The sequence below is a fragment of the Streptomyces violaceusniger Tu 4113 genome (genome assembly GCF_000147815.2).
Taxonomy (GTDB): Bacteria; Actinomycetota; Actinomycetes; order Streptomycetales; family Streptomycetaceae; genus Streptomyces; species Streptomyces violaceusniger_A.
On sequence record NC_015957.1, the window covers coordinates 2,245,013 to 2,261,109 of the forward strand.

Sequence of the window (16,097 nt, forward strand, 5' to 3'; positions counted from 1 at the left end):
CGATATGCCATTCAGGTCACATGCGGACATGGCTCCTCGCGCCACTGCTGGACGGGGAAGCCACGGGGCGCGGCCTAAATGCGCAAACGAGAAAGGAGAGAGAGAACGTCAGGCGGTGCGCGCTCCGCCGTGCCGGAGGCACCGCGCTCGGAGACGGCTGCGTGCGAGGCGGCGTCGCGTTCGCCGTACGACATCGCAGGCGGCGCCGTGAGCTTGAGCGTGTCGACACTGGAGGCGGAACAGTGCTCGACGCCCATACCACCGCAGGCCATCTTCCCGTCCCCATACATGACCGGATTGGCCTGGAGTTGCGTCCGCGGAGCCGCAGGGCCCGCCGGAGCGTCGGTGGCGGCCGGCGCGGCCTCCCTGTGGGCCTCGTGCTCGGCGGCGTCCATAGGCATGGCCATGGCGGCCATCGCACGCGAAGCATCCGGCGAAGTCGAGGTCATCACCGAGATCGCCTGGTGGTGTACCAGGACGGCGATCACCATGAACAGGGCGACGGCGGCAGCGCGAGCCCAGCGGACGGCACCACTATGGGTGCGGGTCAGCCGGACTTTCCACACGGTCATCGCTTCCACCTAGGCTCCCTGGCAGCGGACCGCTAATATACCCGTGGGGGGTAGGTCACCGCACACCCCTCCCTTCGACCCGATGCGGGAGCGCAGCCCGCCGCGTAGGAGCATCCCCGCAGTAGCTGGATGTGGCGGTGTCCCGAGGACGCCACCCATGGGGCCGCAGGATCAGTCGTGAGCGACGAGAACGACCGGACACACCGCATGGTGAATGGCAGCATGAGCTACGGGTCCGAATGGCCGGCCCCGGGGTGCGGTGATGTGGCCTACGGCCGACGACCGGGAGCCCGGAGCCGTGCACACCACGGCGCGAGCAGCACTGTTGAAGATGGTTTCGTCCACCACTCGCACGTCAGGGAGCTTCTCCCGCCACGGGCGCAGTGCCTCCCGAAGTCCCCGGTTCTCGTGGACAAAGCCACGTGGTCGAAGACCTCACCGTCGCATCACGTCCCCGCGCAGTGACTCTACGGGCGCGGCTCGAATGCCGAATCTTCGCCCACCACGGTCAGGTCGTCGCCCAGGGCTGCGGCGATTTCGGCGGCCCGGGAGTGATCGTCCAATCGGCGCGTCAGGTAGGCGCAGGCGTGGTGATGCCGGAGTGACCACCAGGCCACGGAGCCGCCGATCCCACCTTTGGCGATCTTGCCCTTGTCGCGTACGAAGCCCAGTGTCCAGGTGATCTCAGTGCCGAAGACCTCGTCGTAGTCAGTGACTTGGGAGGCGAGGAGCTCGGTGTGCAGCCTAGGCCCGAGCAGTTCTCGTACCGGTCCGTCCTCGTTGGTGAGATGGGAGAAGAACGCAGCCATTGCCGTCGCGGTCGTGTGCAGGTTGACTGCTCCGAAGACCGATTGCCGCCAGGCCCGGGAGTTGACCCGCTCCGTGTCCAGGGCTCCGGCGGGGATCTGAAGCCACGGTGCCGCGTGGAGTAGCTGCGGCCAGTTCGGGTCCGCGTACTCCAGGTCGGCGACGCGGTTCAGTGCGTGATCCGGCACGCCGAACCAGGCGTCGAGGTTCAGTGCGGGCCGCACCGTATCGTTGAATATCTCTCCCAGCGTTGCCCCGGCGCCCGCGCGCAGGATGCCGTCGACCAGGTGGCCGTAGGTCAGCGCGTGTTCCCCGAGTGATGCCCCGGGAACGTACTCCGGCGCCGCCTGTGCCAGGCTTACCCGCAGCCCGCTGTCATCCAGCAGTTCAAGACCTGCGGCTTCGGGTCCGAAGCGCGGCTGACCCGCCCGGTGTGTGAGCACATGACGGAGGGTGGTCCGCTCCTTGCCCCGGACCCCGTACTCGCTCCAGTACCTGGCGATCGGCTCGTCCAGTGCCAGCGCACCGTCGCGAACCGCCACCAGGGCGGCGAGCGTGACGAACGACTTGGACAGCGAGTATGGCTGGACCAGCGTGTCGCCACGCCAGGGACGGCTCCGTCCGGCATCAACCCACCCCGCGTTCAGCCGTACGACCTCGCGGCCCTCCCGCCAGACCGATACGCCTGCCCCTGTTTCCAGGCCGCTGTCCACTAGCCGCTGGAAGACCTGACGCACCGCGTCATACCCGTCCTCAGCGAAACCCTCAACGTTCATTGCGTCCGCCTCTATCTCTGATCAGGTAGCTGTCAGCCGAGTAGCTCGGACAACTTGCCGTTCCCTCAGGGATGCGCTCCTGAAACAGCAGAAGAATACCCCTAGGGGGTATCCAGCCAGCAAGGTTGAGGCAAGAGGAAACGCCTGGTCGTTGAGGCGCAAGGGGTCGATTCGCTCGGGCCGGTCGGCAGAGCTCGTGGAGCGTAGCCCGTAGCCCGCTGCGGGCCCAAAGTTCCTGAGAAGTCCCAGAGACGCCGCCGCACCCCTTCCTGCTCCGCTACACCGCGGGTCAGTCGGGGTGCGGCGGCATTCGCTTATCAAATGTCGCGGAACGTCTCGATCTGGGCGCCGATCGAGTTCAGCCGCTCGGCCAGGTCCTCGTAACCCCGGTTGATGACGTACACGTTGCGCAGGACCGACGTGCCCGGCGCGGCCATCATCGCCAGCAGGACGACCACGGCGGGGCGCAGGGCGGGTGGGCACATCATCTCGGCGGAGCGCCAGCGGGTCGGGCCCTCGACCAGGACGCGGTGCGGGTCGAGGAGTTTGACGTGGGCGCCGAGCCGGTTGAGCTCGGTGAGGTAGATCGCGCGGTTGTCGTAGACCCAGTCGTGGATCAGCGTCGAGCCCTGGGCGACGGCCGCGATCGCCGCGAAGAAGGGCACGTTGTCGATGTTGACGCCGGGGAACGGCATCGGGTGGATCTTGTCGATGGGGGCCTGCAGCTTGGACGGCCGCACGATCAGATCGACCAGCCGGGTGCGGCCGTTGTCCGCCGCGTACTCCCGGCCGCGCTCGTGGTCCAGCCCCATCTCCTCCAGGACGGCCAGCTCGATCTCCAGGAACTCCACCGGCACCCGACGGATCGTCAGCTCCGACTCGGTGATGACGGCGGCGGCCAGCAGGCTCATCGCCTCGACCGGGTCCTCGGAGGGCGAGTAGTCCACATCGCGGTCGATGTGAGCGACGCCGTGGACGGTCAGCGTCGTGGTGCCCACGCCCTCGACCTTGACGCCCAACTCCTCCAGGAAGAAGCAGAGATCCTGGACCATGTAGTTGGACGAGGCGTTGCGGATCACCGTGACGCCGTCGTGCCGGGCCGCCGCCAGCAGCGCGTTCTCGGTGACGGTGTCGCCCCGTTCGGTCAGCACGATGGCGCGGGTGGGGGCGACCGAGCGATCGACCGCGGAGTGGTACATCCCGTCGGTGGCGGTCACTTCGAGGCCGAAGTGCCGCAAGGCGGTCATATGTGGCTGAACGGTACGGGTGCCGAGGTCACAACCGCCCGCGTAGGGAATCCGGAAGTGGTTCATCCGGTGCAGCAGCGGACCGAGGAACATGATGACGCTGCGCGTCCGGCGGGCGGCCTCGGTGTCCATGGCCTCGAGGTCCAACTCGGCGGGCGGCACGATCTCCAGATCGGCGCCGTCGTTGACCCAGCGGGTGCGTACGCCGATGCTGCCCAGGACCTCGAGGATCCGGTAGACCTCCTCGATCCTGGCGACTCTCCGCAGTGTCGTACGGCCCGCGTTGAGCAGCGTGGCGCACAGCAGCGCCACACACGCGTTCTTGCTCGTCTTGACGTCGATGGCACCGGACAGACGGCGACCGCCGACCACCCGAAGATGCATCGGGCCCGCGTAGCCGAGGGAGACGATCTCACTGTCCAGGGCCTCGCCGATCCTGGCGATCATCTCAAGGCTGATGTTCTGGTTTCCCCGCTCAATGCGGTTGACCGCACTCTGGCTGGTGCCGAGCGCCTCCGCGAGCTGGGACTGGGTCCAGCCTCGGTGTTGGCGGGCGTCACGGATGAGCTTGCCGATACGTGAGAGGTAGTCGTCAGTCATGCAGAAGAAGCTATCTCACATATGAGATGCGCACGCGGCCAGGGAGGCGGAAGGAGTGACGGCCATTCGGGTGGGTTCCTCTCGATGGCGAGTGCCATTCCGGTCAGCCGCCCGCCTCGGGTATCGGGATGCGAGGATCGCAGCCGATATCCGGCGTGGTGGGGATCCGTCTCGCGGATCACCCGTACCGGTGACGATCCCCCGTCACCACCGCCGCCAGCGTCCGGGCCGGGCCGTCGACCGCGGGGCCGTGGAGGAGTTCGGTGCGGTGGACCAGGCGGGGGGCGATCAGGGGGGCCGTGACGATGCCGGGGGCGCCCTTGGTGGCCGGGTGGGGGAGGAGGGCCAGGCCGTGGCCCGCGGCGGTGAGGGTGACGAGGCCGCGTACATCGGTGCCCTCGTACGTCAGCGAGGCGCGGAAGCCGCCGCTCCGGCTCATCGCGCGCAACTGGGCGAGGGGCATGGCGGCGTCCGGGGCGTCCAGCCACTGGGCGTCGGCGAGGTCGGCCAGCCGCAGGCCGAGCCGGCGGGCCAGCGGGTGGCCGGTGGGCAGGGCCACCACCAGCGGGGCCTCCGCGACGGTGATGGCGGTGAGCGGACCCACCTCGGGCAGCGGCAGGGCGTCGGCGGGGGTGGTCGGGCCGTCGACCAGCCCCAGGTCCAGCGCCCCGGACGCCACCGCCGCCGGGATCTCCCGGCGGCCGAGGATCCGCAGCGAGGCCCGGATGGCCGGATGCGCCTGGCGCACCCGATCCAGGGCCGCGGCGATTCTCGGGGTCATCGCCAGCGGCGAGGCCCCCACCACCAGCCGGGCGGCGCCGGACCCCGACAGCCGCTCGACATCGGCCCGCGCCGCGTCCAGCCGCAGCAGCAGCGGACCGGCGTGTTCCAGCAGCCGTGCGCCCGCGCTGGTGAGCATGACCGGCCGCCGGGTCAGCAGTGAGGTGCGCAGATCCGCTTCGAGGGACGCGATGTGCTCGGAGACGGCTGCCGGGGTGAAGCCCAGCTCATGGGCTGCGTCGGAGAAGGATCCGCAGCGGGCCACGGAGACGAACGTGCGGAGCAGGTGCGGGTCCATGGCAGCAGTATCGCGGGGGCCGGGGTGGCTCAGTTCCGAACTCGGAGGTGACCGGGGCCGGTTCGGGTCCGGCCGTCGTCCGTTCCGGGGCCGTCGGTCGCGTCCGCGCACATGCTCATGGCCTCAGGTCTAACGCGGAACGCCGCCATCCGGGGCCCTTACGGCCGACGGTCACCCTTACCGGTGAACGCCGGTGAGCACCCATGATCCGACCCGGGGACGCGCTCGCATCCGGTCGGTGTCCTGTCTCGTCGAAGGCTGAGCGGTCTCGTCCAGGTGTTCTCACCGGGCCAACGCGAGCAGTTCATCGATCACCGGCCCCTCACCACCGTTACCGAGGTGGGCGATGGCCGCGAACGGGGCGATCACCTGGCTCCAGGCGTGGAGCCGGTCGCCATCGAGCCCGCACGCCGCCGCCACGCGCGCGCAGCGGGTCTCGACGCCCTCCAGCCCGGCGCCGGCCACGACGTAGTCCACAGCGTCGAAGCACGGATCACCCACACATGCCTTCGGATCGATGGCCATCAGGCCGCGCTCCGCGCCACCGTCGAGCACGTTGCCCAGGTGCAGGTCACCGTGGAGCAACACGGTTGTCGCTTCCGTGTCCAGCAGCCGCTCACACCGCTGGATGGCCCTGTCCCACGCGGTGACATCGATACGTGCGCTGATCGCAGGCTCGGACAGCCGCCTACCGACACGAGCGAAGGCCTCCTCGCACCGGCCGCGCAGCACACGCGACGGCCGCGGCGGCGGAGCGACCCCGTGCAACGCGGCGAGCAGATCCGACCACTGCTCGGGAAGCGAAGCAGCAGGCATGTCCTCCGCCGGCGTTCCGGGCACGACCTCTTCCAACACCATTGCGCCGGCGTCCTCGTCGACGGCCAGCACAGCGGGCACCCGGCCCGAGGCAGCGAACCACCCCAACATTCCGCCCTGCTCGACCAGAAGGGCCCGATCCGGACTGAGCTTCAGCACCGCGGGCGTGCCGTCAGGCCATTGGCACCGCAACGCGACCGACGAAGCACCGTCCGGGAGGGATGCACCGAGGGAAAGGTCCCAACGGGACGCCGACCGTGCAATCAGGTTCGGCGTGTCAGCGCACCATTCGGCAACCTGTGGACCGAATCGATGAACCAGCCGCGTAGTGACGCTGTCCACATCCACCGATAGTCGCTTCACCCGGGCCAGTCTGCCGCTCCCGGCCTCGGCCGTCAGCCATGTCTCCCGAGCCAGTCACGCCTCAGCGGCACGCAACCTTCGATGAGACGAACCTCGCGGTCACCGATCTTCGATGACAAAGCTCAACCTTTGATGAGTCGGGACGGCCGGTGAGCACCCATGATCCGACCCGGGGACGCGCTCGCACCCGGGCAGGGCATGACCGCGCCGGGGCGATGTATTAGAGTTATCTCGACATCGAGATACCTGCTGGAAGACGCATCGCCGCACCCGTGCCGGTAAGGCTTACCTAACTTAGCCATACCTTAGCGGATCGGCGCGGGCATGTGACGGCAGCATTGCGGTGGTACGCGCGAAATCATGCATGAAGGAGACTGTCGTGTCGGCGAACAGCTTCGACGCCCGCAGCACCCTGCAGGTGGGCGACGAATCGTACGAGATCTTCAGGCTGGACAAGGTCGAGGGGTCGGCCCGGCTTCCATACAGCCTGAAGGTTCTGCTGGAGAACCTGCTCCGCACCGAGGACGGCGCGAACATCACCGCCGACCACATCAGCGCCCTGAGCAACTGGGACTCGCAGGCCCAGCCCAGCCAGGAGATCCAGTTCACGCCGGCCCGCGTGATCATGCAGGACTTCACCGGTGTGCCGTGTGTGGTGGACCTCGCCACCATGCGTGAGGCCGTCAAGGAGCTCGGCGGCGACCCGGCGAAGATCAACCCGCTGGCTCCGGCCGAGCTGGTCATCGACCACTCCGTCATCGCGGACAAGTTCGGCACCAACGACGCGTTCGCGCAGAACGTCGAGCTGGAGTACGGCCGCAACAAGGAGCGCTACCAGTTCCTGCGCTGGGGCCAGACCGCCTTCGACGAGTTCAAGGTCGTCCCGCCCGGCACCGGCATCGTCCACCAGGTCAACATCGAGCACCTGGCCCGCACCGTCATGGTCCGGGGCGGCCAGGCGTACCCGGACACCCTGGTCGGCACCGACTCCCACACCACCATGGTCAACGGCCTCGGTGTGCTGGGCTGGGGCGTCGGCGGCATCGAGGCCGAGGCCGCGATGCTGGGCCAGCCGGTCTCGATGCTGATCCCGCGCGTCGTCGGCTTCAAGCTCACCGGCTCGCTGCCGACCGGCACCACCGCGACCGACCTCGTGCTCACCATCACCGAGATGCTGCGCAAGCATGGCGTCGTCGGCAAGTTCGTCGAGTTCTACGGCGAGGGCGTCTCCTCCATCCCGCTCGCCAACCGCGCCACCATCGGCAACATGTCGCCGGAGTTCGGCTCCACCGCCGCGATCTTCCCCATCGACGGCGAGACCATCAACTACCTGAAGCTCACCGGCCGCAGCGAGCAGCAGCTCGCGCTCGTCGAGGCGTACGCCAAGGAGCAGGGCCTGTGGCTGGACCCGGCCGCCGAGCCGGAGTTCTCCGAGAAGCTGGAGCTGGACCTGGCGACGGTCGTCCCGTCGATCGCCGGCCCCAAGCGCCCGCAGGACCGCATCGTCCTGTCCGAGGCCGCCGAGAAGTTCGCCCAGGACGTCCGCGCCTACGCCCCGGTGGCCGACCTGGACGAGGCGGGTATCGAGTCCTTCCCGGCCTCCGACGCCCCGGCCGTCTCCAACGGCGTGCCCACCAAGCCGACCGCGGTGATCGCCCCCGACGGCTCGCAGTACGAGATCGACCACGGCGCCGTCACCGTCGCCGCGATCACCTCGTGCACCAACACCTCCAACCCGTATGTGATGGTCGCGGCCGCCCTGGTGGCCAAGAAGGCCGTCGAGAAGGGCCTCACCCGCAAGCCGTGGGTCAAGACCACCCTGGCCCCCGGGTCCAAGGTCGTCATGGACTACTACGACCGCGCCGGGCTCACCCCGTACCTCGACAAGCTGGGCTTCAACCTCGTCGGCTACGGCTGCACCACCTGCATCGGCAACTCCGGCCCGCTGCCGGAGGAGGTCTCCAAGGCGGTCAACGAGGCCGACCTGGCCGTCACCTCGGTGCTCTCCGGCAACCGCAACTTCGAGGGCCGGATCAACCCCGACGTCAAGATGAACTACCTGGCGTCCCCGCCGCTGGTCGTCGCCTACGCCATCGCCGGCTCCATGAAGGTGGACATCACCAAGGACGCCCTGGGCATCGACCAGGACGGCAACCCGGTCCACCTGAAGGACATCTGGCCCTCCGAGAAGGAGGTCGAGGAGGTCGTGGCCTCCTCGATCGGCCAGGAGATGTTCAACACCAGCTACGCCGACGTCTTCGCCGGTGACGCCCAGTGGCAGGCGCTTCCGGTGCCGACCGGCAACACCTTCGAGTGGGACCCGGAGTCCACCTACGTCCGCAAGCCTCCGTACTTCGAGGGTCTGACGATGGACCCGGCCCCGGTCGAGGACATCGCCGCCGCCCGGGTGCTGGCCAAGCTGGGCGACTCGGTCACCACCGACCACATCTCCCCGGCCGGTGCGATCAAGGCCGACACCCCGGCCGGCAAGTACCTCACCGAGCACGGTGTCGAGCGTCGTGACTTCAACTCCTACGGCTCGCGCCGAGGCAACCACGAGGTCATGATCCGCGGCACCTTCGCCAACATCCGGCTGCGCAACCAGATCGCGCCCGGCACCGAGGGCGGCTTCACCCGCGACTTCACCCGGGCCGCCGAAGGTGACGGGGAAGCCCCGGTCTCCTTCATCTACGACGCGTCGCAGAACTACCAGGCCGCCGGGACCCCGCTGGTCATCCTGGCGGGCAAGGAGTACGGCTCCGGCTCGTCCCGCGACTGGGCCGCGAAGGGCACCGCGCTGCTCGGCGTCAAGGCCGTCGTCGCCGAGTCGTACGAGCGCATCCACCGCTCGAACCTCATCGGCATGGGCGTCCTGCCGCTCCAGTTCCCCGAGGGCGCCACGGCCGAGTCGCTGGGCCTGACCGGCGAGGAGACTTATCACATCACCGGCGTCACCGCGCTCAACGAGGGCGGTATCCCGGAGACGGTCAAGGTCAAGGCCAGGGACGACCGCGGAGGGGAAGTTGCGTTCGACGCCAAGGTGCGCATCGACACCCCCGGCGAGGCGGACTACTACCGCAACGGCGGCATCATGCAGTACGTGCTGCGCTCGCTGATCCGCAAGTAAGCACGGCTTACGGCGCCTTACGGCAGCGTCTTACGGGCCTTACGGCAGCGGCGACGGGCCGCACCCCGGTGTGGGGTGCGGCCCGCTCGCATGTCGCGGTCGGAGCAGTGGTTCAGAGAAACGTCCCGGAGGGGATGTACGGCGTCGGCGGCGGCATCCCCCGCAGACATACATAGCCGCTGGTGGACAGCTCGAGCCCGGCCTCGAGCCCCACGTCCACCGCCCACTGCTGCTCGGCCGTCAGCGCCGCGACCCGGGCGTCGGTGCCCTCCGGAAGGCACAGCAGCGCCACTGTCAGCAGCCGCTTCGCCAGCCGTCGCGAGGTCGCGGCCAGCAGCTCGACCTTGCCGTCGTCGGCGACGTAGCAGTAGCCGCTGCCCGCCAGGTCGTCCACGACCAGCAGCCGCCGCTGGCGCACCAGCAGTTCGTGGTCGGCGCCGTGCGCGCCGCCCCGGGTGCGGCGGTCCACCGAGTCCAGCAGGTCCCGGTGGCGGGCCACGCCCTCGTGGACGGCGCCGTCGGGCGGGGACAGCCGCTCCTTGGTCTCCGGTCCGACGGTGCCGTGCAGCCGCATCGCCGGATGCAGCGCGAATCCCGCACGCCGGTAGGTGCTCGCCGCGCGCGGATCCTCGGAGCCGCAGATGATGCCGCGCAGGCAGCCCCGTCCGTACAGCAGCGCGGCGGCCAGCAACTCACGGCCCACGCCCTGCCGTTGGGCCCGGGGCAGCACCGCGAGCAGCGCGAGCCCCCAGGTGCCCTCGCGCCGCGCGGACAGCGCCACGCCGAGCGGCATCCCGGCGTCGTCCAGGGCGATCCAGCAGCCGCCCGGGTCGGTACGGGCGAGATGCCGGTGCCGGTCGTGGATCTCGGCGACGTATCCCGGCGGCAGGCCGTCCTTGCCCGCGAGGGCGGCGGCGTCCCCGAAGGCGGCGGCCACCACCTCCCAGGCGGCCTCGGCGTCCTCGTCGGTGTCGCGTAGCTGGCGGAGGATCATGAGTCCATGATGGCGCGTCCGGTGAGGGGATTGTCGGTACGCGGAAGCGGCTTGCTCGACCGGCGAACGCGACAACGTTGTCAGCATGGCTTTAACGATCAGTACGCCGCCAACCGGGTGTCCCTGTCAAGACCGTTCGCGCACTCTTACGGCCGACGGCCCCCGTGCGGTACGGTCCCCTCGGCTTGTTCGACCCGGTGATCGCGGCCCTTCCGACAAGGTGGGACCGCAATGCCCTCAAGACCCCTGGCCGCCCTGGCGGCCGCGGCCCTGACCGCGGGGCTCCTCGCCACCGCGGCCGGCGCGCCCGCGTCGGCCGCCCCGCCGCCGACGCTGGTCAAGGACCCGGCGGCGTACGTCGATCCGCTGATCGGCAGCTCGGCCGGCGGCAACACCTTCCCCGGCGCCGTCGCCCCCTTCGGCATGCTGTCGTGGAGCCCGGAGAACACCCGCGGCGACGCCACCCGCACCGCCGCGCCCGGCGGCTACCACTACGACGCCACCCGCGTGCGCGGCTTCAGCCTCACCCATATGTCCGGTACCGGCTGTGCGGGCGGCGCGGGGGACATCCCCTTCTTCCCCCACGTGGGCGAGGTCACCTCCTCACCCGCCGCCGACACCAAGGACCAGGTCTACGCCTCCGACTTCAGCCACTCCGACGAGACCGCCGAACCCGGCCGCTACAAGGTCTCCCTCGCCTCCGGCGCCGGCGCGGAGCTGACCGCCACCGCCCGTACCGGCTCGGCCCGCTTCAGCTACCCCGCGGACAAGACCGCCTCCCTGCTGATCCGCACCTCCTCCTCCGAGGTCGGCAGCAGCGACGCCGATCTCACCATCGACCCGGCGCACCGCACCGTCTCCGGCTCGGTCACCGGCGGCAACTTCTGCGGCTATCTCGACCCCGAGGGGCGGCGCAGCTACTACACCCTGCACTTCACCGCGGTCTTCGACACCGCGTTCACCGCCCAGGGCACCTGGCAGGACGGCACGCTGCGGCCCGGCACGACCAGCGCCGAGGGCGGCTCCGGCGGCTTTGGCACCGACGGCCGCCCGGTGGCGGGGAAGGGCTCCGGCGGCTATCTCCAATTCGCCCCGGGCACCCGGCGGGTGGGCGTCAAGGTCGGCATCAGCTACGTCGGCGACAAGGGCGCCCGGGCCAACCTCGCCGCCGAGAATCCGCCGCGGCGCGGCTTCGACCAGGTGCGCACCGCGGCGTACGACGCCTGGCGGCGGCAGCTCTCCGCCATCCGGGTCGGCGGCGGAGCGGACGCGGACCGCACCGCCTTCTACACCGCGCTCTACCACTCCCTGCTGCACCCCAACGTCATCAGCGACACCGACGGCCGCTACCGGGGCAGCGACGGTGAGGTGCACCGGGTGAGCCGGGGCCACCGGGCCCAGTACGGCACCTTCTCCGGCTGGGACATCTACCGCTCCCAGCTCCAACTGCTCACCCTGCTGGAGCCGGAGGCGGGCTCCGACATCGCCCAGTCCCTGCTGAACCTGGCCCAGCAGAACGGCGGCGTCTGGGACCGCTGGCTCCAGGGCGCCTCGGGGACGCATGTGATGAACGGCGATCCGTCGGCCGCCGCCCTCGCCGGGATCCGGGCCTTCGGCGGCGGCGACTTCGACCTCGACGCCGCGCTCGACTCGCTTCTCAAGGCGGCCACCGTGCCGACGGAGAAGGACCTCAGCCCGGCGGGCAAGCCCATCATGTCGGCAGGCCAGCGGCCCTCCCTCGACAAGTACCTCAAGCTGCACTACATGCCGTCCGTCTCCAACGCCTGGGGCGGCGCGGCCGAGACCCTGGAGATGTCCGGCGCGGACTTCGCCCTCTCTCAGTTGGCGCGGGCCGCGGGCCGTAAGGACACCGCCGACACCTTCGCGCACCGCGCCCAGTGGTGGCAGAACAACTTCAACGCCGCCGCCGACCCGGAAACCGGCGGCTATATCGCCAACCGTAAGGCCGACGGCAGTTGGGTCACCGGCTTCACCCCGGCCACCGGCAACGGCTTCGTCGAGGGCACCAGCGCCCAGTACACCTGGATGGTCCCGCACAACCCCGCCGGTCTCTTCGCCGCGATGGGCGGTAAGGACGCCGCGATCAAGCGTCTGGACGCCTTCTTCCACGACGCCGACGGCGGCTGGGCGCTCACCGGGGCGGGCGGCGAGAAGTCCGAGCTGGACAACGAGCCGTCGATCAACGTCCCCTATCTCTACGCGTACGCCGGGCAGCCGTACAAGACCCAGGAGACCGTGCGCGCCGCGATGCGTCAGCTGTGGACCACGAAGCCCGACGGCATCCCCGGCAACGACGACCTCGGCGAGATGTCCTCGTGGTACGTCTTCTCCGCCCTCGGCATGTACCCGCAGGTGCCCTCCCGCGCCGAACTGGTCCTGGCCTCGCCCCTCTTCCCGCGGATCGAGATCGACCGCGGCGCCCGGGACATCTCCATCCGCGCCCCGCAGGCCGCGCCCGACGCCCCGTACGTCCAGTCGCTGAAGGTGAACGGGCGGGGGAGCGACCGCCCCTGGCTGCCGGAGTCCTTCGTACGGCACGGCGGCACGCTGGACTACACCCTGTCCGACGCCCCCGACCGCGCCTGGGGCGCGTCCCCGTCCGACGCGCCGCCCTCCTTCCGCGACGGCGAGCAGCCGTACCAGATCGGGGTCGGTCCGACCACGGGCACGCTCGCCCCGGGCGAGAGCCTGACCGTGAAGGTGGCCGCCGTCCCGGTCGGCGAGGGCGACCGCCCCGAGGTGCGCTTCACCACCGACGCCCCCGACGGCCTCACCGCCTCGCCCGCCTCCGGGACGGTCGGCCCGGATGGCACGGCGGAGATCTCCCTGCGCGCGGGGAAGGACACGGCCGAGGGCTTCTACGACGCGAAGGTGACGGTGACCAGCGAGAACACCAAGGTCGTCCAGCCGATCACGCTGACCGTCGCCGCCCCCGGCACCCTGCTCGCCGCGTACAACAACACCGGCGCGACCGACGACGACGGCGAGCACGACGAGGGCGACTACGACGGCGGCGGCTGGAGCTACTCCCGCCAGGCCCTCGCCACCGCCGGCCTCGCACCGGGCGCCAAGGGAACCACCCAGGGCCTGGAGTACACCTGGCCCGCCTCCCCACCCGGCCGCCCCGACAACGCCTCCACCACCGGCCAGACCATCACCCTCCCCCCGTCCACCGGCCTCTCCTTCATCGGCAGCGCCGTCAACGGCAACCAGCAGGCCACCGCCAAGGTCACCTACACCGACGGCAGCACGGACACCACCGAGCTGGCCTTCACCGACTGGACGGTGGGAGGCGGCGGCGGAACGGTCCAGTACGGCAACGTGACCCTCGCCAAGACCGACTACCGCAACATCAGCGGCGGCGACAAGGACGTGGTGGACGCGTACATCTTCGCCACGAAGGCGTTCCGGGCGCCCGAGGGCAAGACGGTCAAGAGCGTCACCTTGCCCGACAACGCCGATCTCCACGTCTTCACGATCGCCCGCGGCTGAGCAGAAAATTCTGCCGTCAATGTCAAGGGTCGCGCCATGCGATCGAGTGAAGCTGGGGCATTTGCCCAAGGCATTTGCCCAAGGCATTTGCCCCAGCTTCCTTAATGTCCTTCGCATGGTCAGTTCCTCACACGAAGCCCTCCACCGGATTTTCCAGGAGGACGCCGGGGCCATTGTCCGGGCGCTCAGACAACTGCTCGGCGTCCCGTTCCCGGACACGAGCAAGACGTTCGTCGTCAGCCCCGACCTCACCGAGATCGCGCCCGTCGAGAGACGCGTGGACACCCTGCTCCAGGTCGAGACCAAGGGCGAGGGCACGTATTTATTCGCCATCGAGTCGCAGAGCAGAAGAGATCCGAAGAAGCCCGCGGCCTGGGCCTACTACCTCTCGTACATGCACGCGAAGTTCGGTCACCAACCGGTGCTGATCGTACTCTGCCCGGACGAGTCCACGGCCCGCTGGGCCGCCCGTCCGATCACTCTCGGCATCCCCGACTGCCCGTCCATGACGGTCCGCCCCCTCGTTCTCGGTCCTGGCAACGTCCCCGTTGTCACGGATGAGAAAGAGGTGGCCCGGGATATTCCGATCGCTGTCTTCTCCGCGATTACGCACAGTAGAAGCGAAAACATCGATGCCATACTGAAGGTGCTTGCGACCACAATCAGCACCCTTGACCCCGGTCAGGGGACCATCTACGCCGAGCTCGTTGAAGCCGGTCTCGGAAACACCCCGGCACGAGAGATCTGGAGAGACCTGATGCCCGCGCTGATGAACTACTTCCGTTCCCAGCAAGCCCAGCACGCCTTCGCAGAGGTGCGCGCAGACGCTCTCCTGCGGTTTTTCAAGGCTCGGGGGCTTGAGATCACTGCTGAGACGCGTGAGCGCATCGAGTCGTGCAAGGACATGAATGTCCTCGGTACTTGGCTGGACCGGGCCGCGACCGTCTCTCGTGCGGAGGATTTGTTCGACTGATGTCCGCGTTACTGAACTTCTTCCGCTCCGAGCACTCCCAGCGAGCCTTCGCCAAGGTTCGGGCCGAGAGCCGCACCGAAAATATTGTGCGGGTCCTCAATCAGCGGGGCTTTCAGGTTGTTGGCATGGCTCGCGAACGCATTCAGTTGTGCACCGACCTGGAGCTGCTCGGGGACTGGCTGGATGGAGCCCTGACGGTGTCTTCCGCTGAGAACCTGTGTCGCTTGATCGACGTGCAGCCCAATCTCTTCTACTGTTCCAACATCGGCCAGCGAGCCTTCACTGACGTTCGGATCGAGAGCCGGGCCGAGGACACCTTGCGGATCCTTGGCCAACGGAGGCTTGAAGTCACTGCCGAGACCCGTAAGCGCATCGAGTCGTGCAAGGACATGGATGTCCTCGGCACCTGGCTGGACCGTGCCGTGACCGCCTCCTCCGCGGAGGAGCTGTTCGTCGGAGATTAGCGCTGAGAGGACCGGGAGGGGGAGGCGTCGATGTACCACTCCCGGCCCAGCAGCAGGCCGAAGAGCGGGGCAGGCAGCCGGAACATCCTCCGCACGACGGGATTCATGCGGCCCGCGTCGTTCACCTGGGAGTGGTGGGCGGCCAGGGCCGCCTGCTTCTGGCGGGCGTAGCGGTGTACGTCGTAGCGGTGGGTGATGGCCGAGCGGGCGCTGAAGCGGGTGGTCAGCTCGGCGGGGTCATGGCGCAGGGGGATGCGCAGGAGTCGTACGAGGCGTAGCAGGCGTTCGACGGCGTCGCGGGGCAGCGTGGCCTCCAACACCCTCGGCGTCTTGGCCAGTTCGGCGGCGCGGCGGCCGACCTCGTGGACCTTGATGTGGTCGCGGTGGCCGTAGCCGCCGTTGGCGTCGTACGTGAGCAGCATCGCCGCGTCCTCTTCGTACAGGATCGCCGCCAGCCGTTCCGCCGCCTCCTCCGTGTCCGCCCGCGCGAAGCGGGAGCGGTCCGGCGGGTCTGCATAGAAGAGCGGGCCGTGACCGCTGTCCGCGTAGCCGAGGTGGACGACGCGGTCGACGCCGAGCACGCACGCGCTCTTCCGCAGTTCGTGCATACGAGGCGGCTCGCGGTCCTGCGGGGCAGCGTCCGTGTGGCCGTCCGTGGCGACCACGAGCACCACCCGGTGGCCCTCATCGGCGAGCCGGGCGAGTGTGCCCCCGGTCAGCAGCGCCTCGTCGTCGGGGTGGGCGTGGAATGCCAGGACGGTGGCCAT

11 protein-coding genes are annotated in these 16,097 nt (G+C 69.3%); 4 read left to right on the forward strand and 7 right to left on the reverse strand.

Features of this window, described 5'->3' with window-relative positions; translation table 11 throughout:
* Positions 1 to 74: 74 nt before the first annotated feature.
* The 5 genes from STRVI_RS09895 to STRVI_RS09915 all read right to left on the reverse strand — a co-directional run bounded on the left by STRVI_RS09895 (position 75) and on the right by STRVI_RS09915 (position 6,238).
* Positions 75 to 581 (reverse strand): hypothetical protein, encoded by a 507-nt coding sequence (locus STRVI_RS09895; protein WP_043235677.1) that lies wholly within the window; start codon positions 579 to 581, stop codon positions 75 to 77.
* A 458-nt stretch (positions 582 to 1,039) separates the two neighbouring features.
* A complete protein-coding gene (locus STRVI_RS09900; protein WP_014055499.1) occupies positions 1,040 to 2,155 on the reverse strand; it encodes an EstA family serine hydrolase in 1,116 nt (371 codons plus the stop codon).
* A gap of 317 nt (positions 2,156 to 2,472) precedes the next feature.
* Complete coding sequence (locus STRVI_RS09905) at positions 2,473 to 4,002, reverse strand: helix-turn-helix domain-containing protein (protein ID WP_014055500.1); 1,530 nt, start codon at positions 4,000 to 4,002, stop codon at positions 2,473 to 2,475.
* A 178-nt stretch (positions 4,003 to 4,180) separates the two neighbouring features.
* Positions 4,181 to 5,080 carry a LysR family transcriptional regulator gene (locus STRVI_RS09910; protein WP_014055501.1) on the reverse strand — a complete coding sequence of 300 codons (900 nt, stop codon included), beginning with the start codon at positions 5,078 to 5,080 and terminating at the stop codon, positions 4,181 to 4,183.
* Positions 5,081 to 5,362: 282 nt separating this feature from the next.
* A complete protein-coding gene (locus STRVI_RS09915; RefSeq protein WP_043238341.1) occupies positions 5,363 to 6,238 on the reverse strand; it encodes an aminoglycoside phosphotransferase family protein in 876 nt (291 codons plus the stop codon).
* 400 nt (positions 6,239 to 6,638) lie between these two features.
* On the opposite strand from STRVI_RS09915, the gene acnA reads away from it, so the two are divergent.
* Positions 6,639 to 9,386 (forward strand): aconitate hydratase AcnA, encoded by a 2,748-nt coding sequence (gene acnA, locus STRVI_RS09920; RefSeq protein ID WP_014055503.1) that lies wholly within the window; start codon positions 6,639 to 6,641, stop codon positions 9,384 to 9,386.
* A 112-nt stretch (positions 9,387 to 9,498) separates the two neighbouring features.
* Here the strand turns inward: acnA and STRVI_RS09925 are convergent, their stop codons facing one another.
* Positions 9,499 to 10,380, reverse strand: a complete 882-nt coding sequence (locus STRVI_RS09925; protein ID WP_014055504.1) for a GNAT family N-acetyltransferase — start codon at positions 10,378 to 10,380, stop codon at positions 9,499 to 9,501.
* Positions 10,381 to 10,611: 231 nt separating this feature from the next.
* Between STRVI_RS09925 and STRVI_RS09930 the strand changes: the two genes are divergently transcribed.
* The 3 genes from STRVI_RS09930 (at position 10,612) to STRVI_RS09940 (ending at position 15,330) form a co-directional block, all read left to right on the forward strand.
* Entirely contained in the window at positions 10,612 to 13,893 is a 3,282-nt protein-coding gene (locus STRVI_RS09930; protein WP_014055505.1) for a GH92 family glycosyl hydrolase, read from the forward strand.
* 115 nt (positions 13,894 to 14,008) lie between these two features.
* Positions 14,009 to 14,866: a hypothetical protein gene (locus STRVI_RS09935; RefSeq protein WP_014055506.1), complete on the forward strand. Its 858-nt coding sequence runs from the start codon at positions 14,009 to 14,011 to the stop codon at positions 14,864 to 14,866.
* A complete protein-coding gene (locus STRVI_RS09940; RefSeq protein WP_014055507.1) occupies positions 14,866 to 15,330 on the forward strand; it encodes a hypothetical protein in 465 nt (154 codons plus the stop codon). The genes STRVI_RS09935 and STRVI_RS09940 overlap by 1 nt, the downstream gene beginning before the upstream one ends.
* Here the strand turns inward: STRVI_RS09940 and STRVI_RS09945 are convergent.
* Positions 15,327 to 16,097, reverse strand: coding sequence for a PIG-L deacetylase family protein (locus STRVI_RS09945; RefSeq protein ID WP_014055508.1), 771 nt, complete (start codon positions 16,095 to 16,097; stop codon positions 15,327 to 15,329). The two genes, STRVI_RS09940 and STRVI_RS09945, sit on opposite strands and share 4 nt — an antisense overlap.